Consider the following 20056-nt stretch of genomic DNA (forward strand, 5'->3'; position numbering starts at 1 on the left):
ATCACGAGCGTGTCCCGGCAGCCTGCCGGGACACGCTCGTGGGGCGATCAGGGAACGGGGCAGATCCGATGATCGGGGCCCGGTGCTCTCTCGCCGGGCCCGTCACCCTCCGAGAGCCGGAGGATCTCCCCGACCGTCGCCTCGTCCGCGGCGTAGATGTGCGGCACGTCGACGAAGACCCGCATCGATCCGCAGCCCACGGTGAGGCCGTCCGCGACCTCGTGCTGGATGCCGCGCAGCGGTACGTAGTTCAGATAGGACGTGTAGACGTTCTGCGACCGGAAGGCGGCGGTCATGACCAGCCGCCCGGCACGGAGCCTGAAGGCGAGGCTGGTCAGGCAGGGCACCGCGTCGGGAGACTCGCCGGGGGCGGTGAGCGAGATCCAGCCGCTCTTGGTGTACGGCTTGGCGCGCAGCACGTCGGTGATCCAGCCGAGCTGGTCGACGCCGAGAAACTGGCGGAGTCGCCCTCCGTAACTGTATTTGAACGGCGGGACGATCGAGCGTTCGCTGAACTTGCTGGAGTACAGCGGGATCTTTCCGGCCTCGCCGTAGCTTTTCAGGACGGGATCGTCCCAGGCCAGGCTGGTGACCTCGAAGAGCACCGCCGGAGCCTCGATGATCGGGCCGCGGTCGTCCAGGGCGGGCCCGCCGTTGTGTGTCACGTGTCGCATCAGCCAGATCCACGTCTCCCCACAAGACGCGAATCTGAGGAGGTCGGGCATTCAGGTCTCCACGTTGGGGAAATGGAAGGGATTGTGTGGGAGCCGGCGTTGCCGGGAAACATTGGCGCGGACGTAGTAGACGAAATAGTGGACCAGCGCGAGCAGTCCGATGACCACCAGGAGCAGGGCGACGGCCGGCGCGGCCCCGATCATCCCGAGCACGCCGACCGCGATGTAGGAACTGTTGACCAGGGCGAGCATCATCACGTTGATCCCCGGCCAGGCGAGCGGCGCGTACGTCTCCGGGTAGCGGGGATCCACCGGCAGGTTGGGAGTCCAGCCGAGGGCGGCGAACTGGTCCTTGAGGTGGACCGTGTAGAGCAGGCGGAAGTTGTTGAGCGCCCGCGCGGTCCTCATGTGCGCGTTGACCGCCTCGATCAGCCGGAGGAAGGGCAGCACGCTGAGCAGCCCGAACGCGGCGGTCATCGCGAACAGGTACCAGGGCACGCTGTGCCAGGTGGTGAGCATCGCCGGGCTGACCACCTTCGCGCCGGCCAGGGCGACCGCGGCGGCGAACGGGGCGGCGAGCAGGCTCATGGACAGCCGGGTCATCTTGATCCGCTCGTCCTTGGCCGCCAGGTAGACCTGGTAGGTCCCGGTGAAGTCCACGGACACGAGGGCGAGGAATTCCCCGGGTTTGACGGGGAGCCCGTCCATGGTCTCGGGTAGTGCTTCCGCGGTCATCCGCGGTGACATCCTCCGCATCGGGACCCCACTTTCGAGGGATAGTGGATTTTCCCGTATGAAGATGTTGACTTATTTGTCAGGCGAATGAGCGCTTTTTAACGATATACGTCTCAGACTTCTGATGTCCGTGGAGGCCCCTCCCGGGGCGTGCCTTTTGCGGGCGTGGCTGCGGGGTGCCCCGGAGCCACCCCCGATGTCAGGATTCTTCCGCCGCCCCGAGTTCCTCTCCCGCGAGGGCCGTCTCCACGGAGGTGGCCAGCGTGAAGTGAGCGAGGAGCCCGGTGACGGCCATCATGTGACGCAGTGTCCGGCTCGCTCCGGCCAGCACCAGGCGGGTCCGCGTCTCCTGACTCTTGCGCATGACCCACAGCAGCTCCGCGAGCCCGGTGGAGTCACAGAAGGTGAGCCCTTCCAGATCGAGGATGAGCCAGGGCGCGCCCTCGGCTCCCGCCGCCGGGGCGGGGAAGGCCGGTGGCGGGGAGAAAGGCGAGGTCATCGTGGGGGCCGATGACGGCCCGTCCGCCGGTGGCGTGTCCGGGGGGAGGGGAGAGGGCTCCTCGGGGAAGATCGGTGGCGGGCTTCCCGGGGCGGGGGGAGGCGGGCTCCCGGGGAAGAACGGTGAGGGAGGTTCGGGCGACAGCGGTGGAGGCGGGCCCGAGGGGTGCGGATCTTTCGGGGTGAGCGGGCCTTCCGAGAGGAGTGACGTCTCCGCGAGCAGTGGTGTCTCCGGGAGGAGAGGGGACTCCGAAAAGAGCGGTTTCTCCGGGAAGAAGGGGGTTTCCGGGAGGAGTGGTGTCTCGGGGAGGAAGGGCGATCCCGAGAGGAGTGACGCCTCGGGGGAAAGCGGTGTCTCGGGGAGAAGCGGTGCCGGAGGCGCTGGAAGTTCGGAGGGCGCGTCCATCGGTGCCGAGGGTGCCGGCAACCCGGACGGTGCGTCGAGTGACGGGGGCGCCGCGAGTTCGGAGGGCGTGCCGGGTGCCGAAAAGGCCGCGAGTTCGGAGGGTGTGCCGGGTGCCGAGGGTGCCGGCAACCCCGGTGGTGTGTCGAGTAACGAGGGGGCCGCGAGGTCGGACGACGCGTCGGGGGTCTGGGACGCTGGAAGCTCCGATAGTGTGCCGGGTGCCGCGGGCGGTGTAAGCCTGGATGACAGGTTGCCGGTTCCCAGGCTCCAGGCCTGGGTGAGTTCCCTCCGCAAGATCGGCGCGTAGTCGTAGTCAAGCTCGCCGATCAGACGGACCACGATGGCGTTTCCGCGTACGTCGGCCAAGATCGAGAGCGTGTTCACACCTTCGGGTGACATGGAAAGACTCCTTAGACCCGCAGTTCACAGGGCGGGCGTTCCCTCCGTCTTACCAGGTATGTGGCCTGGGCGGCCCCGGTAGGAGAATTACACTATAGTTGCACGCTTTCGTCCCATCTGGCGGATGTGGGATGAGTGCCCGACGCCCTGGCCGGTCGGTCCCTCGCTCGGACGGGCGCCTTTCCTCGCGAACTTGACCGGCCCGGATGCGGGTGAGCCGGGGAGGCCGGAAACCGGGTGAGCGGACCGGGGCAGGCTGGAAGAGGCCCTGAAGAGGTTTGAAAAACCGGCAGGCCGGTCCCTCGTTCGAGGGACCGGCCTGCCGGCTCGGATAGGGGGACGGCCCGATCAGAGGCCGAGGGGCGTGCCCGATGCGGTCTGGGCCGTCGTCGCGGGCTGAGCCGGGCGGGCGGAGGTGTGAGGTTCCGTACGGGATCGTGCCGCTTCTCCGGGAACCTCCTCCACCTCGGGTGTCCTCGGTGCCGGGCGGCGGCGCATGCCGCGCTCCGACATCGGTCGCGGCCCGATCTCCTTGCCGAAGCCCAACTGGTGGAGGAGCCATCCCAGCGCACCGCCCAGGATCACAACCCCCGCGCCGATCCAGAAGAAGAGGACGCCGGCGGCCGTCATCGCCACCCCGGAGATCGCGAATCCGATGATGCAGACGATCGAGCCGGTCCAGCCCGCCACGGTGTGTCCCATGTCGTGCTCTTCGTGGATCGCGGCCAATTCCGCGAGGTCTTTCCTGATCCCCACGTCTCCTCCATCGAAAAGCACCGTCCCCGGGGGGTCGCGGCGGATCGCGGGGACGGCGGGCGCTAGGTTGGGTCGGCCCGTACAATTTATCTCACGAGCTAAGCTTCTTAGATAGTAAGGGGATTTTGTGGTGGAAGGCAAATCCGAAGCCGTCGTCTCGCCGCCGGAGGTCCTCGCCCGGATGGACCAATTGATCGCGTTGAGCCTCGTGGGGCAGCACACGATCGCCGAGCGCCTCGGGGTCAACGTCACGGATCTGACGTGTCTCGGCTTCATCCTCGGTGCGGGAGAGGAGGCGCTCACCGCGGGACGCCTCGCCGAGCTGGCCGGTCTCACCACCGGGGCCGTCACCGGGGTGGTCAACCGCCTGGAGAGCGCGGGCTACGCCCGGCGCGTCGCCGACCCCCGTGACCGCCGCCGCGTCCGGATCGTCCCGGAAGAGAGCTCGGCCGCCCGTGTCGCGACGGCGTACGAGCCCACCTATCGGCGGCTCACCGAGCTTTTCGAGAGCTATGGCCCGGACGAACTGGCCGCCATCTCCGACTGGTTCACGCGTGCCGCCGACGCCATGAGGATCTCTCTGGCCGAGATTCGCGAATCCCCGGCGTCCTGAGGGGAGCGGGTCTCATCCGGCTGCCGACGGGGCGGCCCCGAGTGCCGCCAGCGCGGCGGCCACCGCCGGAGGGCCGAGTGTCGCGGCCGGCACGTCGGCGAACTCCACGGTGCAGTCCGAGAGTCCGCCGATGGCCACGACCGCGCGGGCGCGAGCGGCCAGGTCGGGGTCCGGGCCGAGCAGCAGGGCGATGAGCCGCCGACGCCAGTGGCCCATGCGAGACCCCAGGTCGAGGTGGGCCAGGGTGGACAGATCGCGTACCACCATCACGGTCACCTCCCGGTGTCTGAAGGTGATGTCGAAGTAGCCCTGGAGAAGGTCGCGAGGGCTCTGCGGGGCGTTCGCCTCGATGTCGGCCAGGAAGTCGTCCACATCGTCGATCAGCGGCTGGACGATGCTGCGGAGCAGGTCCTCCCGTGAGGTGAAGTGGTAGTAGAGCGCGGGTTTGGTGATCCCGAGCCGGTGGGCGATGTCCCGCAGGCTCGTCTGTTGCACGCCCTTCTCGGCGAACAGTTCTCGTGCGACCGCCTGGATGCGCGCCTTGGTGTCGGACGGCCTCGCCACCTGTTGTTCTCTCCTGTCCTCGCGCCGGGTCTCCCGTACGCGCGGGCGTCCTTGGGCTCGGGCCAAGGGTATCGGCACGGGGAGAGCGACCGGTTCGACGACAGGTGGAGACTTGTGCGGGCCTCCGACGAGTCGCCTCCGCCGGGCCGGCTCCGGGCGATCAAGAACTACTCGCGCGGGCGACGGGCAGGGCACGAGCGGGTGCGTCGACCGGGTGATGCTCAGACCTCGTACTCGTCGTGCAGGCGCCACCACATGTAGGGCGAGGTCTGCGGCCGGCCTTCCGGGGAGTCCTCCCAGGTCTCCTGCCGGCCGAACGGTGTCAGGTCGAGGAAGGTCCAGCCGCTGCCGAGCCGCTCGACTCCCCGCCCCGTGGTGAGGTAGGTGCGGTAGACGGTGTCGCCGTCGCGCAGGAAGACGTTCAGCGCGAACCCGTCACCGGCTCCCATGTCGTCGTTGAAGTCGTTGCCCAGCGAGGAGAACCACGGGATCGTCCAGCCCATGCGCTCCTTGAACGGTGTGATCTCGGCCATCGGGCCACGGGAGACCAGCGCCACCGTGGTGTCGCGGGCGTGGAGGTGGCTCAGGTGCCCGATGTTGTCGGTGAACATCGAACACCCCGAACAGAAGGTGTCGGCCCCCAGCCACATGAAGCTGTAGACGATGAGCTGGCGCCGTCCCTCGAACAGGTCGAGCAGGCTCGCCTGCCCGTCCGGACCCTCGAACACGTACCCCCCGCCGGCCCCGCCCCCGCCGTTCTCGCCCCCGATCCGGACCATCGGCATCCTGCGTCTTTCGGCGGCGAGCGCGTCCTGCGCGCGGGTGAGCTCCTTCTCCCTCGCCAGCAGCGCTTCCCGCGCGGCCTGCCAATCCTGGGCCGAGACGACCTGAGGACGGTCCATGATGCTCCCCCTCCATTGGGTTCCCTCAAGGAACTAACAAGGGAACGGTAGCAGGAGACCGTTTCCTCAGGGAACCCTCTCGCCTAGACTGCCCCCATGCAGCGAACCCGATTCGGTGATATGGCCTGCTCGATCGCCCGCACGCTGGACGTCATCGGTGAGCCGTGGTCACCGCTGATCCTGCGGAACGTCTACGTGGGCATCAACCGCTTCGACCAGATCCAGCAGAGCCTGGACATCTCCCGCAAGGTGCTCGCCGAGCGGCTCAGGTGGCTGGTCGAGAACGGTGTGCTGGAGCGGCGCGAGTATTCGAGCCGACCGCCTCGCCACGAGTACGCGCTCACGACCAAGGGCCTGGAGCTGTGCGACCTGCTCCTGGTGATGGTGCGCTGGGGCGACCGGTGGACGGCGGGCGAGGCCGGCCCGCCGGTTCTCTACCGCCACCACGCCTGCGGCGAGATCGGCCACGTCGAACTGCGCTGCGCGGTGTGCGACCGGCCGATGAACGCCGCGGATGTCGACGTGCTCCCCGGTCCGGGGGCGGAGCCTCCGGCCACCTCCCCCGACCGGGTGCGCGCGGAACGGTACGGGCACTGAAACGTGCGAGGGCACCACGAACGGCGTCGCCGTCAGTCGTTCTTGAAGGGGTCGTGCTCGGCCAGCAGCTTGTCCAGCCTGGCCTGGTCGACGCGGCTGACCACGGCGGCCTCCTCGTTCCGGTCCCGGACGCACTTGGCGAGCGTGAAGGTCGAGGTCACCACATAGAGCAGCCCGAGTCCCATGAAGGACCGGACCCAGGTGTTCACCGGCAGGTAGGCGATGCCGATCCCCAGGGCCGCCACCGACAGTCCGAAGGAGATGACGGCCTGCGCGTAGAAAGCGGACGTCGTCGTGTTTTTCACCGGTCGTGTCATGCACATCATCTTCGGGACGATCGGTTCCCGGGTCGTGAGCGCCGCTACTTAGTTACTGGTGAGTACGACAGCTGGAACTCTCGACAGGGGGACTCCGGTTCACGGTGCCGGGCATCCCCCGCGGCCCGCGCCCTCAGCCGCCCGCGAGGCCGAGCGGGCGCGGAATCGGTGGCCGGCGCTCGTCACATCGCGTGGGGTGCGGAATCCGCGGTCAGTGCTCGGCGGTCGCGCGGGCGAGGAAGAGGGTCCGTTCGCGCTCGTTTCCGGTGAGCGCGGCGGCCCGCTCGAACTCCGCGCGCGCCTCGTCGAGGCGGCCCAGCTTCGCGAGCAGATCACCCCGTACCGCCGCCAGCAGCGGATAGTTCCTGAGCGCGCGCTCGGCCACCAGCCCGTCCACGATCTCCAGACCGCGTTCGGGGCCGTACGCCATGTCCACCGCGACGGCGCGGTTCAGCTCCACCACGGGCGAGGGGGCGACGTGGGCGAGCACCCGGTAGAGGGCGGCCATCCGCTCCCAGTCCGTGTCGCCGGGGGACAGCGCGCGGGCGTGGCAGGCGGCGATCGCGGCCTGCAGACCGTACGGGCCGAGTGTGCCGAGCGCCTCGGCTCGGGCGAGCGAGTCCAGCCCGCGGCGGATGAGCAGCCGGTCCCACCGGCCCCGGTCCTGGTCGAGGAGGAGGACCGGCTCGCCGCCGGGGCCCGTCCTGGCGCGCGTGCGGGACGCCTGGATCTCCATCAGGGCGACGAGGCCGTGCACCTCGGACTCCTCGGGCATGAGACCCGCCAGGATCCGGCCCAGGCGCAGCGCCTCCTCGCAGAGCGAGGGGCGCATCCAGTCGTCACCGGCGGTCGCCGAGTATCCCTCGTTGAAGACGAGGTAGACGACCTCCAGGACCGACGAGAGCCGGTCGCCCAGCTCGGCCGGGGTGGGCATCTCGATCCGTACCCGCCTGTCGGCGAGGACGCGCTTGGCCCGGAAGATCCTCTGCCCGACGGTCGGCTCGGGCACCAGGAAGGCGCGGGCGATCTCCTCCGTCGTCAGGCCGCCGAGCAGGCGGAGGGTGAGCGCCACTCGCCCTTCCGTGGACAGTACGGGATGGCAGGCCGTGAAGAGGAGACGCAGCACGTCGTCGCCGATGTGGTCGTCGAGGGCGTCGTCCAGCTCGGCCTCCGCCGACTCCTGGCGGATCTCCATGTCCCGGCCGACCTCTTCGAGCTTGCGCTCGTACCGGTTCCTGCGGCGCAGCAGGTCGATCGCCCGGTGCTTGGCGGTGAGCATGAGCCAGGCGCCGGGATTGTCGGGCACACCGGCCGTGGGCCACTGCTCCAGCGCGATGACCAGGGCGTCCTGTGCGAGCTCCTCCGCCAGGCCGACATCGTGCACCATCCGGGCGAGTCCCGCGATCACCCTCGCGGATTCGATCCGCCAGACCGCCTCGATGACCCGGTGGGGATCTCCAACCGTCATGCCCCCGATCCAACCACCTCGTCCGACGCCCCGGTGAGAGTCCTCTCGTGGGAACTCTCACCGGGGCGTCGTCGAGGACGGTCTCACGCGGGGGCGGCGAAGTCCTCGGGGCCGAAGACGCGGTGGATGTCGGCCTCGCCCTCCCAGCCCTCCCAGTGGTCGCGGTGGAGCTTCATGAAGCGGGAGGCCCACTCGACGGCCTCCTCCTTCGACCGGACCTGGTAGAGGGCGTAACTGATCAGTTCCTTCGCCTCGGCGAACGGACCGTCCGTGACGCTTATCCTGCCTTCGGTGAGCTCGACCCGCGCCCCCTCGACGCTCGGAGCCAGCCCGCCGTTGTCGAGCAACACGCCCGCTCCGGTGCCCTCCTCGCCGAGCTTCATGATCGCCTCCATCAGCTCGGCGGGCGGCGGGGTGTCGGGCCGGTGGGTGACCTTGAGGGTGATCATGTATCGCATCGTGTCTCTCCTTGATCTTGTTTTCGAACGGGACGGCCGGTTCTCGTGATCCTCCGGCCTTTGACCACGCTTCGAACGAGCACGGACCGATTCGACACGGCGGCCGGATTTTCTTTCAAGATTTTTTCTGACCCCGGGCCGCCTGTGGATCTCGGACGTGGCGAGGGAGGATCACCCGGTGGGTCTCGAACTTCGCACCGCCGGGGTGGCGTGGGATGATTTCCCCATCATGCCCGCGACGTTGCCCTTCCGCCTCGCCCGCGCGGCCGCCTTCGCCGCGGTCTGCCTGGGGCTGAGCGTGCTGGCGCACGTCCTGGCGGGAGGCTCGGTCTCCGTGCCGAGCGCGGCCGCCGCGCTGGCTCTCGCCTTCCTCGCGGCCTTCGCGGTCTCAGGGCGCGAACGGACGCTCGCGGTGATCCTGCCGCTGCTGGCGGGCGTGCAGGCGGGGGTGCACGTGATGTTCTCCCTCGCGCACGCCGCGTCCCCCGCCGAGATGGCCCAGATGATCGGGCACGTCCACTCGGGGCTGCTGCCCGGCCTGGGCATGCTGGTGGCGCACGGCTGGGCCGTCGGGCTCACCGCTCTGTGGCTGGCGCGCGGCGAGGCGGTGCTCTGGGAGTTGCTGCGACGGCTCGGTGTCCGGCTGTGCCGGGTGCTCGTCGCGGTCGTGACCCCGGCGTACACGTCCTTCCTCACCGCGGGCGCGATCGAGCCGGGAGCCCTGCGCTCCGCCGTGCTGCGCCACGTCGTCAGCCGGCGCGGCCCACCCCGGATCGTCACCGCCACCTTCGGCTGACCGGCTGACCGCTCTGGGTCATCCGGGCACCTGACCCGTTCCCAACCGCCGTACGCATCGTACGCGCGGTCCTGCGCCGACGCGGCCTTCCCGGCTGCTCGGCGGACCTGTACCAGCGTGACAATCCCGGCCGCGTGTCCGGCATGGCCCTATCGAGGCGGCGTTCGGCCGCGGCCTGCCGATCCGGCCAGAAGAAAGGCGTCAACGTGCCTGCTCGTCGTATCACCCGTGCCGGAACCACTGGATTCCCCCGTAACGGAGTTCGCCGGACCACCCCCGCGGGACTTCTGGTCGCGGTCGCGATGGTCCTGGGCGGATGTGGTTCCCAGGGCGTCCAGGAACCGGCCGCCGCCCCCGGCACCGCCGCGCCCGCCGCCGCCCCCTCCGCGACCCCTTCCGCGGCCGCCTCCGTGCTGACGGTCACCGATCCGTGGGTGAAGACCACGAAGAAGGGGATGAGTGCCGCGTTCGGCACCCTGGTCAACAACACCGACGCCGAGGTGACGATCGTCTCCGGCGTCTCGCCGATCTCACCGGTGATCGAGTTGCACGAGGTCGTCGACTCCAAGGGAAAGATGATCATGCGTCCCAAGGAGGGCGGGATCGTGATCCCTCCGAAGGGCACCCACCAGCTCCAGCCCGGTGGTGACCACATCATGCTGATGGGCGTCACCGAAGCGGTGAGGCCCGGCGCGCAGATCCCCTTCACCCTCACCCTCAAGGACGGCCGGACCGTGGAGTTCACCGCGGTCGGCAAGGACTTCGCCGGAGGCAAGGAGGACTACCAGCCCGGCATGGACATGGGAGGAGACAAGGCCGACAAGGGCGACGGTGACGGGGACATGCACATGGGCGAGAGCGACGGCTGAGCGGGAAACGGAGAAGAGCCCATGCCAGAACCCCGACTCAGCCGCAGGGGACTGCTCGCGGGAGGCGCCGCCACCGCGGTCGGCGCCCTCGCCGCGTGCGCCCCCGACCAGGCTGTCCCCCCGGTCGCCCCCCAGCCCGCTCCGGCGTCCGGAGGTCCCGAAAGCCCCGAAAGCTCAGCGGGTGCCGCGACGGAGCCCTTCGACGGCCTCCACCAGGCAGGGATCGCGACGGCGCCCCAGACGTACGGGGTGTTCGTCGGACTGGACCTGCGGCCGGAGGTCGACCGTGAGGCGCTCGCGCGGATGATGCGGCTGCTCACCGACGACGCCCGGCGGCTCACCCAGGGCAGGCCCGCCCTGGCCGACACCGAACCTGAGCTGGCCGTACTGCCCGCCCGGCTCACCGTGACCTTCGGGTTCGGCCCCGGCTTCCTCACGGCGGCCGGGCTGACCGGCCGCGCTCCGGAGGCGGCGGCGCCGCTGCCCGCCTTCGCGATCGACAAGCTCAGGAAGGAGTGGAGCGGCGGGGACCTGCTGCTGCAGATCTGCGCCGACGACGCACTCACCCTGGCCCACGCCCTGCGCATGGTCGTCAAGGACGCCCGTTCCTTCGCGAAGGTCCGCTGGATCCAGCGGGGTTTCCGGCGCGGCGCCTACACCCAGCCCGCCGGGCTGACCCAGCGCAACGTGATGGGCCAGCTGGACGGGACCGTCAACCCCGTACCCGGCACTGCCGAGTTCGACCGGGCGGTGTGGGTGAGCGACGGCCCGGAGTGGCTGCGCGGCGGCACCACGCTGGTGCTGCGGCGCATCCGGGCGGAGATGGAGACCTGGGACGCCGTCGACCGGGTCGGCAAGGAGTTCACCGTGGGCCGCCGCCTGGACAACGGCGCCCCGCTCACCGGGCGCGACGAGCACGACGAGGCCGACTTCGAGAAGCTCAACGCGATCGGCTTCCCCGTCATCTCCGAGCAGGCCCATATCCGCCGGGCCCATGTCGCCGACCCGAACCTGCGGATCTTCCGCAGGGTCTACAACTACGACGAGGGGCTCACCTCGGAAGGACACGCCGACTCCGGGCTGCTGTTCGCCTCCTACCAGGCCGACGTCTCCCGGCAGTTCCTGCCGATCCAGCGCAGGCTGGCCGAGGCCGACCTGCTCAACGAGTGGACGACCCCGATCGGCTCGGCCGTCTTCGCCGTCCCGCCGGGCTGCTCACCGAACGGCTGGATCGGGGACGGTCTTCTCACCTGACAGGGGGCGCGGCACGTCCGTGACGGGCGAAGGGCGTCGCTCTCGGGGAGTCGCGGTACGTCCGTGACGAGCGGGTGTCCACGGCTCTCCGGGAGAGCCCTCCTTCGGCGAGCCGCCGTACGTCCTCAGGGGCGTACGGCGGCCTGGTGGGATCACGCTTCCGGCCGGGCGGAGAACCACGCCACCCACCGTCGTTGCCAGGGGGTTTCGACCGCGCGGCGGTGATAGTGCGCGCGCGTCCACTCGACGGCCTCCCGAGGGGGCAGGCCGGTGAGGGTCGCGAGGCAGGCCATGACGGTGCCGGTCCTGCCGACCCCGCCGTCGCAGGCGACCTCGACGGCGAGTCCCGATCGCGCCTGGTCGCGCAGGTGGACGATGGAGCGGGCGGCCGCGTGCCGGTCCACGGGCAGCAGGAAGTCCGGCCAGCGGATCCATTCGTGTGGCCATGACAGATCGCTCTGGTGGCGCTGCCGGAGGCGCGCGGAGCCGAGGTAGAGCGCGAAGTCGGGGGCCGGGCCGGTGGGGGCGGCGTTCCGCAGCCCTCGGCCGCGCACCCAGGTTCCGTCGGGGAGTTGGACCGCGCCGGTCAGTGGTGCCGTCATGAGGCGATTGTGGCTCACCGCCACACGCTCGCTCACTTGGTTCAGCTATCGGCGATCATCCGTGACGACGAGGGCCGACCTCTCCCGGCAGGGATCGCCGGAAGCGAGGGCCACCGGAAACGAGCCGCCCGGCCGAAGAACCGGCCCTACCGGACCGATCTCGTACAGGTGGTTGTCGTCGGCACGTCGGCCCGCCGTGGTCGGCCACGAGGGCGAGGAACTCCCCGGCACCGATCGCCCTTACTTCACGCCGTAAAAGCTGTAAAGAGCCGCCGTTAACGAATATCGGCGCAGATCTTCACGGAGATCTGTCTCGGCGTCACAGGATATTTCGCCTCATTGTTAGGCCGTGGCGGCGTCCCGCCGCGAGAGGTATCCCCCGGACAAAGGCAGAGTCCATGGTCAAGCGCGCCCTCGCAACCGTCTCCCTCTCCTTCGCCGTACTACTCGGATTAACCCTGCCCGCCTACGCGGTGACGTTGCAGCAAAAACTCGCCGCACTTTCCAATTTCAGTCAGCCTACGGCGGCGAGCGCCGCGAGCTGGGTTTCCGCCTGGCAGAACCAGGGAAGCTGGGCGGACTACAACTTCGACTGGTCGACCGACCTGTGTTCGGCCAGCCCCGACCAGCCGCTCGGCTTCGACTTCAGAATGTCGTGCCGACGCCACGACTTCGGCTACCGCAACTACAAGGCGGTGAGCCAGTTCCCGGCGAACAAGGCGCGCATCGACGACGCGTTCTACTTCGACATGAGGCAGGTCTGCGCGGGATATTCCACCATTCCCAGGGGCACCTGCAACAGCCTCGCCTGGACCTACTACCAGGCGGTCAAGGAATTCGGCACCCTCAACGTCACCCAGGCGCAGATCGAGCGGATCCGGCAGAGTGCGGAAAGGGCCACCCCGACGGGGGAGCAGGCCGCTCCGACCGGCGAGCAGGCCGCTTCGACCGCGGAGATGTGAACCATCCCGCTCCCCCGCGGCGGCGGAATCGCCGCCACCCGCTGAAAACCCACTGGAGAAGAGAAGAGCGGCGGGCCGATGGGAGACCGGCCCGCCGCTCTGCTTCAGCTCCGCTCCCCGTCGGCGGTGGTGATCGTTCCGCCGGGGTTCCCGGCGAGCGCGCGGCCGATGACCAGGCGCTGGATCTGGTTGGTGCCCTCGAAGATCTGCATGACCTTCGCCTCGCGCATGTAGCGCTCGACCGGGAAGTCCCGGGTGTAGCCGTAGCCGCCGAGGACCTGAACGGCGTCGGTGGTGACCTTCATGGCGTTGTCGGTGGCGACCATCTTGGCGATGGAGGCCTCCCGGCTGAACGGGAGCCCTCGGTCCTTCAGACGCGCGGCGTGCAGCGTCGTCGCGCGGGCGCTCTGGACGGCCGCCTCCATGTCGGCGAGCAGGAACGCGAGGCCCTGGTGCTCGATGATCGGCTTGCCGAAGGTCTGCCGCTCCTTCGCGTACGCCACGGCCTGGTCGAGCGCCCCCTGGGCCAGCCCGGTGGCGACCGCCGCGATGCCCAGCCGGCCGGAGTCGAGGCCGGCCAGTGCGATCTTGAGGCCGTCGCCCTCCGCGCCGATCCTGCGCCCGGCGGGAACGCGGACGTGGTCCAGGCGTATGGTCGCGGTCGCCGATCCGGTCAGGCCCATCTTGCGCTCGGGCGGGTCGGCGCTCAGGCCCTCGGCGTCGGCGGGGACGAGGAAGCAGGAGATGCCCCTGCGGTCGTCGGAGGTCCGCGCCATCACCTGGTAGAAGTCGGCGTGCCCGCCGTGGGTCGTCCACGCCTTCGCGCCGTCGAGCACGTAGTCGTCGCCGTCCCGTACGGCGCGGGTGCTCATCGCGGCGGGATCGGAGCCCGCGTGCGCCTCGCTCAGGCTGTACGCGCCGAGCAGGTCGCCGCCGAGCATGTCCGGCAGCCACTCTCGCCGCTGTTCCTCGGTGCCGAACCTGACGAGCCCGAAGCACGACAGGGCGTGCACGCTCACGCCGACACCGACGCTCGACCAGACCGCCGCGATCTCCTCGAGCACCTGCAGGTACACCTCGTACGGCTGACCCGCGCCACCGTACTCCTCGGGGTAGGGGAGACCGAGGAGGCCGACGGCGCCGAGGGTCCTGAAGACCTCGCGAGGGAACTCCTCGTCGGCCTCGGCCTGGGCGGCCCTGGGCAGGAGTTCCTTGGCGGCGAGGTCTCGGACGAGGGTGATCAGGTCGGCGCTCTCGCTGGTGGGCATGACACGTGACGCGGGCATGTGATCCTCCAGAAACCGATATGAGTACCACGGTATCAGTTTCGGTACTCTGCCGTAGAGTCGGCCTCATGCCGATTCCGGGGAAGGCTCGCATGCGCCGCGAGGAGACGCTGGTCCAGCTTCGAGAGCTGTTCCTGAGTGAGGGATTCTCCTCGTTCGGCATCGGGGACCTGGCGGAACGGCTGAGGTGTTCGAGAACCACCCTGTACGCCGTGGCGCCGAGCAAGGAGCAGATCGTCGTCGCGGCCGTGCGCTCGTTCTTCAAGCACACGGCGGAACGCATCGAGGCCCGGGTCGCGGCCTCCGACGACCCGGCGCGACGACTGGTGATCTATCTGGAGGCCGTCGCCTCGGAGCTCCAACCTGCCTCGGCCAGGTTCTTCGCCGACGTGGCCGACTTCGGCCCGGCCAACGACGTGTATCAGGAGAACACCCGGTACGCGGCCAGGCGGGTACAGGCCCTGGTGACCGAGGGAGTGCGGGCGGGTGCGCTGCGCCCGGTGCACGCGTCGTTCGTGGGGGCCGTCGCGGCCGAGATCATGGGCGCGATCCAGCGCGGGACCATCCAGTCGAGCACCGGCCTCGACGCCGCCGAGGCGTACCGGCAACTCGCCGACCTGGTCATGACCGGCCTGACCGATCCGAAGGAGAGAACGACGACCTGACCGCCGACGGTCGGCTCCCGGTTCGGTCCCCACTCGGTTCGATTCCCGCGCGGAGAAGGGGAGCTCGTCAGTGGCGTTTGCGGGCGGTGAGCAGGAGATACTCCCATTCCATCACCGTTTTCTCCTCCCCCTGGAGATGGCCGCGTGCCAGTTCGGTGAGAGCCTGGTCCAGGGCGGCGGCCCGGTCGGGATCCCCGGCCAGCCCTCGGTAGACGGCGATGGTCGGGCCGTAGTTGGCCTTGAAGTAGTCGACGAACGCGCCGGGGTGAGCGAACCGGTCGATCGTGACCGTCCGCCGGCGCGTGACGACGTCGGTGACCGCGTCGCCGAGCAGCGCGCGGACGTGATCCTCGTCGCCCCACAGCGGAGGGGGCTGTGCGCCGGGCGGGGGCGGGGGCGCGTACGGCTTCATCGCCGCGAACATCTGACCGATGAACCCCTGCGGCGTCCAGTTGAGCAGGCCGATCGTGCCGCCCGGGCGGCAGACCCGGATCAGCTCGCCCGCACTGGCCCGGTGGTCGGGAGAGAACATGACCCCGACACAGGACATGACCGTGTCGAACTCGCCGTCGGCGTACGGCAGGGCCTCCGCGTCGGCCTGCCGCCACTCGACCGCCGCGCCGCGCCGCGTCGCCAGGGCGCGTCCGGCCTCCAGGAGTTCCGGGGTGAGGTCGCCGGCCACCACGCTCGCCCCGGCGAGCGCCGCGGGAATGGCGGCGTTCCCCGATCCGGCGGCCACGTCCAGCACACGGTCGCCGCGTCCCACCCCGCAGGCCTCGACCAGGATCGCGCCCAGATCGGGGATGATCTCGGCGGCGACCGCGGGATAGTCACCCAGCGCCCACATGTCGCGGTGCCTGGCCTTCAGGGCACGGTCGGCCTCTGTCGGGTCGTTCTGTGGCGTCATCGCACTGCTCCCTCGTCGTGATCCGCGGTGGACTGGAATCGACGGTAGGGAGTGCTGGATTCGCCATCCAGTACACGATCTGTACCGCCGTCCGGTGCTGTCCCCGCCGCCCCCCGTCGTCGCCCCCTGGCGTTCGTGACGGCTGAATCTAGACTCCGAGGTATGGGCTCCTCGTATCACCAGTTCTGCCCGGTCGCCAAGGCCGTCGAACTGCTCGACGAACGATGGACGCTGCTCGTCATCCGGGAACTGGTGTGCGGGACCGAGCGTTTCAACGAGCTGCGCCGCGGCCTGCCGCGCATGTCCCCCACGCTGCTTTCCCGACGGCTGCACCAGCTCACCCGCGCCGGCATCGTGGAGAGGCACGTCAAGAACAACGACGTGCGCTACGTTCTCACCCCGGCCGGCCACGAACTGCGACCGGTGGTCGAGGCGCTCGCCGCATGGGGCATCCGCTGGATCGGTGAGCTGGGCGACGAGGACCTCGACCCGAAGCTGCTGCTGTGGGACATGCACCGCAACGTCGACCGGAGCGTCGTTCCCGACGGGCGGACGGTCATCGAGTTCCGCTTCCCGGACGTTCCGCCCAAAAGTCGGCGCTGGTGGATTGTGATCACAAGTGACGAGGTGGACGTCTGCGACACGGACCCCGGCCACGCCGTGACCGTGACGGTGACCGCCGGTGTGCGCAGCATGGTCGAGGTCTGGCGCGGCGAGCTGAGCTGGCCGGACGCGCTGCGCCTGCACGAGGTCGAGGTGCAGGGGCCGGAGGCGCTGCGCCGCGCCGTGCCCCGGTGGTTCACCCTTCCCGCGTGGGCCTCCGTGCCCCGGCCCGTCTAGCGTCCGCTCGTCGAGGCCGTGTCGCGGCCCTTCGTATCCACCTAGGATCGTCGGCGCAGGTGGGACGCCGGGAAGAAGCCCCGATCGAGGCGAGAGGTCGTGCGATGAGCGGCAGAGTGACCGGGGGCGCGAGAACGGCCCCGACGGACGGGGCGCCCCGGACCTCCGAGGCGGACCGCCCCCAGCTCAGCGACGCGGCCGCCTCCTACATCCGCAGCATGATCATGTCGGGCCGGTGGCGTCCTGGCCACTCGGTCCGGCCGGAGGCGGTGGGCCAGGCGCTGGGCATCTCCGCGACGCCGGCCCGCGAGGCGCTGCACGTGCTCCGGGTGGAGGGCTTCCTGCAGTTGCTGCCCCGGCGCGGCTTCCAGGTCGCGCCGCTCACCGGTCAGGACGTCCGCGACCTGTTCGAGGCGCACGCGCTGATCTCGGGCGAGCTCGCGGCCCGCGCCGCGGTACGGGCGACGCCGGAGGATCTGGCCGAGTTGGAAGCGCTGCACCACGAGCTGCTGGCCGCTGCGCACCGCAAGGACCTGACTCTGCTTGAGGAGAGGAACCACGCCTTTCACCGGCACATCAACCTGGTGGCGGGCGCCAGAAAGATCACCTGGGTGCTCGGCCTGACCGGCCGCTACATTCCCACCCGCTTCTACTCCGCGATCGAGGGCTGGCCCGAGGCGACCCTGCACGACCACGCCGGGATCCTGGCGGGGCTGCGGGCCGGGGACGCGGAGGCCGCGCGCAGGGCGATGCACGATCACATCGTGAACTCCGGCGACCTGCTGGCCAGGCAGTTCGATCGGCAGGCCGCGGACGATGAGACCCCGTCAGGGACCTCATAGGATATTTTCTCTCCGTTCACGCCCTCGGTCATGAATCGGCTGATCAGAAGGCATACCCGAGTAAAACCTGATCACCCTGATGCCCTAGAGTAAAACTCTATATTTTATATTGATCAACCGAGGGGGAGCCGTGCTGCCGCTGACCGGGATCACCGTCGTGACGTTGGAACACGCGGTCGCCGCGCCGTTCGCGACCCGCCAGCTCGCCGATCTCGGCGCCCGCGTGATCAAGATCGAGCGACCGGGCTCCGGCGACTTCGCCCGTCGCTACGACGAGTCGGTGCACGGCCAGTCCAGCTACTTCGTCTGGCTGAACCGCTCGAAGGAGTCGGTCACCCTGGACGTGAAGTCCCCGCACGGCAGGGAGATCCTGCACGAGCTGGTGGACCGGGCCGACGTGCTCGTCCAGAACCTCGGCCCCGGCGCCGCCGACCGGCTCGGGCTCGCCGCCGCCGCCGTCAGGGAGCGGGACCCACGCAAGATCGTGCTCGGCATCACCGGGTGGGGCGGTGACGGACCGTGGGCCGGGCGCAAGGCGTACGACCTGCTGGTCCAGTGCGAGGCCGGGCTGGTCTCGCTGACCGGGTCGGCGGACGAGCCCGCCAGGGTCGGCGTCTCGGTGGCCGACATCGCCGCCGGGATGTACGGCTTCGGCGCGGTGCTGACGGCCCTGTACCAGCGGCAGGTCACCGGGCGGGGGGCCACGCTGGAGGTGTCGCTGTTCGAGGCGCTCGCCGAGTGGATGGGGCAGCCCGCCAACTACACCGCGGGCAGCGGGCGCCAGCAGCCGCGTGCCGGTGCCCGGCACGCCACCATCGCCCCGTACGGACCGTTCACCGCCCGCGACGGGCGGACCGTGCTGCTCTCCATCCAGAACGAGGCCGAGTGGATCCGGTTCTGCGCGGTGTTCCTCAAGGATCCCGAGCTCGCGACCGACCCGCGTTTCGCCACCAACACGCTGCGGGTGGCCGACCGGGACGCGCTGGAGGCCATCGTCGACGCGCGTTTCGCCGAGCTGGACGGCGCCGACGCCGCCGAACTGCTCGACCAGGCCGGGGTCGCGAACGCCGGGGTGAACACGGTGGCCGACTTCCTGGACCACCCGGTGCTGCGCGAGCGTGACCGATGGCGGGACGTCGGCACACCCGGTGGCCCCATCCGGGCACTGTTGCCGCCGATCTCCCTGGACGGGGCCGAGCCGCGGATGGACCCGGTGCCCGAGCTGGGGCGGCACACGGCCGACGTACTGGCCGAGCTGGGCCGCTCGCCGGAGGAGATCGCCGACCTCGCCGCCCGGTCCGTCATCTGACCCTCGCCCGGCCGGACGAGGACGAGGGCGTGACGCGGTCGACGACGCGCACGCGCGAGGGCGCGGGACGTTCGAGCAGCCGATCCGGCCGTACGGGGACAGGGGCGGGGTAACGCCGCCCGATCCGGTGGCGCACGGCCGGTTAACGTTCCGTCCGTACGGTCGGCGGCATGGCTGAAGCATTCATCATCGACGCCGTCCGCACTCCGGTGAGCAGGCGCGGCGGGCCGCTGAGCACGATCCATCCGGCAGACCTGGGAGCGCACGCCATCCGCGCGTTGATCGAGCGAGCAGGGGTGGACCCCGCGCTCGTCGACGACGTGGTGTTCGGCAACGTGGACTCGGTCGGCCCGCAGTCCTTCGACATCGCCCGCACCTGCTGGCTGGCGGCGGGCTTCCCGGCCCACGTGCCGGGGGTCACCGTCGACCGGCAGTGCGGCTCGGCGCAGCAGGCCGTGCACTTCGCCGCCCAGGCCGTGATGAGCGGCACGATGGACCTGGTCGTGGCCGGCGGCGTACAGAACATGAGCATGGTGCCGCTGATGTCGGCGGCCGACTCCGGCAGGGCACTCGGGTTCGAGGACCCGTTCTCCACCTCCGAGGGGTGGACGAGCCGGTTCGGGAAGGGGGAGGTGAGCCAGTTCCGGGGCGCCGAGATGATGGCGACACACTGGGACATCTCGCGCGACGAAATGGAGCGGTTCGCGGTCGAGTCGCACACCCGTGCGCTGCGCGCGAACGCCGAGAGGCTGTTCGAGCCGGAGATCGCGCCGCTGGGCGGCCTGTCCGCCGACAACGGCCCGCGCGAGCCCGACTGGGAGAAGATCAGGTCGCTGCCCACCCTGCTGCCCGACGGCCGGATCACCGCCGCCTGCGCCAGCCAGATCAGCGACGGCTCGGCCGCCCTGCTGATCGCCGGGGAGCGCGCGGTGAGGCATCTGGGGCTGACACCGCGGGCGCGCGTCCACCACATGACGGTGATGGGCGACGACCCGCTGATGATGCTCTCCGCGCCGATCCCGGCGACCAGGCGGGCACTGGAGCGGACCGGGCTCACCCCTGACGACATCGACACCGTGGAGATCAACGAGGCGTTCGCGCCGGTGGTGCTCGCCTGGCTGAAGGAGACCGGGTTCGACCCGGCCAAGGTGAATCCGGACGGCGGGGCGATCGCGCTCGGCCACCCGCTCGGGGCGACCGGCGCGCGGCTGATGACGACGATGCTCAACCGGCTGGAGCGTACGGGCGGCAGGTACGGGCTGCAGACGATGTGCGAGGGCGGCGGCCAGGCGAACGTCACGATCATCGAGCGACTGTAGAGAGAGCCCCGGTGGTCC

23 protein-coding genes are annotated in these 20056 nt (G+C 70.0%); 11 read left to right on the forward strand and 12 right to left on the reverse strand.

From position 1 onward, the window contains the following. Nucleotides 1–47: 47 nt before the first annotated feature. The 4 genes from ABT352_RS06245 to ABT352_RS06260 all read right to left on the reverse strand — a co-directional run bounded on the left by ABT352_RS06245 (nt 48) and on the right by ABT352_RS06260 (nt 3468). Complete coding sequence (locus tag ABT352_RS06245) at nt 48–674, reverse strand: thymidylate synthase family protein (protein WP_350942901.1); 627 nt, start codon at nt 672–674, stop codon at nt 48–50. Nucleotides 675–725: 51 nt separating this feature from the next. Beyond that, on the reverse strand, nt 726–1409 hold the full coding sequence (locus ABT352_RS06250) for a hypothetical protein (RefSeq protein ID WP_350942902.1): 684 nt from the start codon (nt 1407–1409) through the stop codon (nt 726–728). Nucleotides 1410–1608: 199 nt separating this feature from the next. Next, nucleotides 1609–1908, reverse strand: a complete 300-nt coding sequence (locus ABT352_RS06255; RefSeq protein ID WP_350942904.1) for an STAS domain-containing protein — start codon at nt 1906–1908, stop codon at nt 1609–1611. A 1152-nt stretch (nt 1909–3060) separates the two neighbouring features. Then, nucleotides 3061–3468, reverse strand: coding sequence for an HGxxPAAW family protein (locus tag ABT352_RS06260; RefSeq protein ID WP_350942905.1), 408 nt, complete (start codon nt 3466–3468; stop codon nt 3061–3063). 130 nt (nt 3469–3598) lie between these two features. Between ABT352_RS06260 and ABT352_RS06265 the strand changes: the two genes are divergently transcribed. Beyond that, complete coding sequence (locus tag ABT352_RS06265) at nt 3599–4081, forward strand: MarR family winged helix-turn-helix transcriptional regulator (RefSeq protein WP_350942907.1); 483 nt, start codon at nt 3599–3601, stop codon at nt 4079–4081. A 12-nt stretch (nt 4082–4093) separates the two neighbouring features. Here the strand turns inward: ABT352_RS06265 and ABT352_RS06270 are convergent, their stop codons facing one another. Together ABT352_RS06270 and ABT352_RS06275 are read right to left on the reverse strand one after the other, a co-directional pair. After that, nucleotides 4094–4645 carry a TetR/AcrR family transcriptional regulator gene (locus tag ABT352_RS06270; RefSeq protein WP_350942908.1) on the reverse strand — a complete coding sequence of 184 codons (552 nt, stop codon included), beginning with the start codon at nt 4643–4645 and terminating at the stop codon, nt 4094–4096. Nucleotides 4646–4866: 221 nt separating this feature from the next. Beyond that, a complete protein-coding gene (locus tag ABT352_RS06275) occupies nt 4867–5547 on the reverse strand; it encodes a DUF899 domain-containing protein (RefSeq protein ID WP_350942909.1) in 681 nt (226 codons plus the stop codon). A 96-nt stretch (nt 5548–5643) separates the two neighbouring features. Here ABT352_RS06275 and ABT352_RS06280 point away from each other — a divergent pair, with 96 nt between their 5' ends. Further along, on the forward strand, nt 5644–6144 hold the full coding sequence (locus ABT352_RS06280; protein ID WP_350942911.1) for a winged helix-turn-helix transcriptional regulator: 501 nt from the start codon (nt 5644–5646) through the stop codon (nt 6142–6144). A 32-nt stretch (nt 6145–6176) separates the two neighbouring features. Here the strand turns inward: ABT352_RS06280 and ABT352_RS06285 are convergent, their stop codons facing one another. The 3 genes from ABT352_RS06285 to ABT352_RS06295 all read right to left on the reverse strand — a co-directional run bounded on the left by ABT352_RS06285 (nt 6177) and on the right by ABT352_RS06295 (nt 8387). Then, nucleotides 6177–6461, reverse strand: a complete 285-nt coding sequence (locus ABT352_RS06285) for a YiaA/YiaB family inner membrane protein (RefSeq protein ID WP_350942913.1) — start codon at nt 6459–6461, stop codon at nt 6177–6179. A gap of 211 nt (nt 6462–6672) precedes the next feature. Next, complete coding sequence (locus tag ABT352_RS06290; protein ID WP_350942914.1) at nt 6673–7929, reverse strand: RNA polymerase sigma factor; 1257 nt, start codon at nt 7927–7929, stop codon at nt 6673–6675. An 83-nt stretch (nt 7930–8012) separates the two neighbouring features. Beyond that, complete coding sequence (locus ABT352_RS06295; RefSeq protein ID WP_350942916.1) at nt 8013–8387, reverse strand: YciI family protein; 375 nt, start codon at nt 8385–8387, stop codon at nt 8013–8015. Between the two features lie 178 nt (nt 8388–8565). Between ABT352_RS06295 and ABT352_RS06300 the strand changes: the two genes are divergently transcribed. The 3 genes from ABT352_RS06300 to ABT352_RS06310 all read left to right on the forward strand — a co-directional run bounded on the left by ABT352_RS06300 (nt 8566) and on the right by ABT352_RS06310 (nt 11306). Then, nucleotides 8566–9183 (forward strand): MFS transporter, encoded by a 618-nt coding sequence (locus ABT352_RS06300; protein ID WP_350942917.1) that lies wholly within the window; start codon nt 8566–8568, stop codon nt 9181–9183. 206 nt (nt 9184–9389) lie between these two features. After that, a complete protein-coding gene (locus ABT352_RS06305) occupies nt 9390–10052 on the forward strand; it encodes a copper chaperone PCu(A)C (protein ID WP_350942918.1) in 663 nt (220 codons plus the stop codon). A gap of 21 nt (nt 10053–10073) precedes the next feature. Next, a complete protein-coding gene (locus tag ABT352_RS06310; RefSeq protein ID WP_350942919.1) occupies nt 10074–11306 on the forward strand; it encodes a Dyp-type peroxidase in 1233 nt (410 codons plus the stop codon). A gap of 152 nt (nt 11307–11458) precedes the next feature. Here ABT352_RS06310 and ABT352_RS06315 read toward each other — a convergent pair whose 3' ends face one another. Further along, nucleotides 11459–11908, reverse strand: a complete 450-nt coding sequence (locus ABT352_RS06315) for a protein-tyrosine phosphatase family protein (RefSeq protein ID WP_350942920.1) — start codon at nt 11906–11908, stop codon at nt 11459–11461. A gap of 398 nt (nt 11909–12306) precedes the next feature. Here ABT352_RS06315 and ABT352_RS06320 point away from each other — a divergent pair, with 398 nt between their 5' ends. Further along, nucleotides 12307–12870 (forward strand): phospholipase, encoded by a 564-nt coding sequence (locus ABT352_RS06320; protein WP_350942921.1) that lies wholly within the window; start codon nt 12307–12309, stop codon nt 12868–12870. A gap of 104 nt (nt 12871–12974) precedes the next feature. On the opposite strand, the gene ABT352_RS06325 is transcribed toward ABT352_RS06320, so the two are convergent. Beyond that, entirely contained in the window at nt 12975–14156 is a 1182-nt protein-coding gene (locus tag ABT352_RS06325) for an acyl-CoA dehydrogenase family protein (RefSeq protein ID WP_350942922.1), read from the reverse strand. Between the two features lie 68 nt (nt 14157–14224). On the opposite strand from ABT352_RS06325, the gene ABT352_RS06330 reads away from it, so the two are divergent. Then, nucleotides 14225–14821, forward strand: coding sequence for a TetR/AcrR family transcriptional regulator (locus tag ABT352_RS06330; RefSeq protein WP_350942923.1), 597 nt, complete (start codon nt 14225–14227; stop codon nt 14819–14821). Nucleotides 14822–14888: 67 nt separating this feature from the next. Here ABT352_RS06330 and ABT352_RS06335 read toward each other — a convergent pair whose 3' ends face one another. Then, the gene (locus tag ABT352_RS06335) at nt 14889–15728 is read right to left on the reverse strand and encodes a class I SAM-dependent methyltransferase (RefSeq protein WP_350942924.1); all 840 of its coding nucleotides are present in this window, start codon (nt 15726–15728) and stop codon (nt 14889–14891) included. 162 nt (nt 15729–15890) lie between these two features. Between ABT352_RS06335 and ABT352_RS06340 the strand changes: the two genes are divergently transcribed. From ABT352_RS06340 to ABT352_RS06355, 4 genes are all read left to right on the forward strand, one after another. Further along, nucleotides 15891–16568, forward strand: a complete 678-nt coding sequence (locus ABT352_RS06340) for a winged helix-turn-helix transcriptional regulator (protein WP_350942925.1) — start codon at nt 15891–15893, stop codon at nt 16566–16568. A 104-nt stretch (nt 16569–16672) separates the two neighbouring features. Continuing rightward, on the forward strand, nt 16673–17410 hold the full coding sequence (locus tag ABT352_RS06345) for a GntR family transcriptional regulator (protein WP_350942926.1): 738 nt from the start codon (nt 16673–16675) through the stop codon (nt 17408–17410). Between the two features lie 130 nt (nt 17411–17540). Then, nucleotides 17541–18719 (forward strand): CaiB/BaiF CoA transferase family protein, encoded by a 1179-nt coding sequence (locus tag ABT352_RS06350; RefSeq protein WP_350942927.1) that lies wholly within the window; start codon nt 17541–17543, stop codon nt 18717–18719. 170 nt (nt 18720–18889) lie between these two features. Continuing rightward, entirely contained in the window at nt 18890–20038 is a 1149-nt protein-coding gene (locus ABT352_RS06355) for an acetyl-CoA C-acetyltransferase (protein ID WP_350942929.1), read from the forward strand. Nucleotides 20039–20056 lie beyond the last annotated feature (18 nt).

It is taken from the genome of Streptosporangium sp. NPDC000563 (assembly GCF_040299985.1).
In the GTDB taxonomy this organism is placed as follows: domain Bacteria; phylum Actinomycetota; class Actinomycetes; order Streptosporangiales; family Streptosporangiaceae; genus Streptosporangium.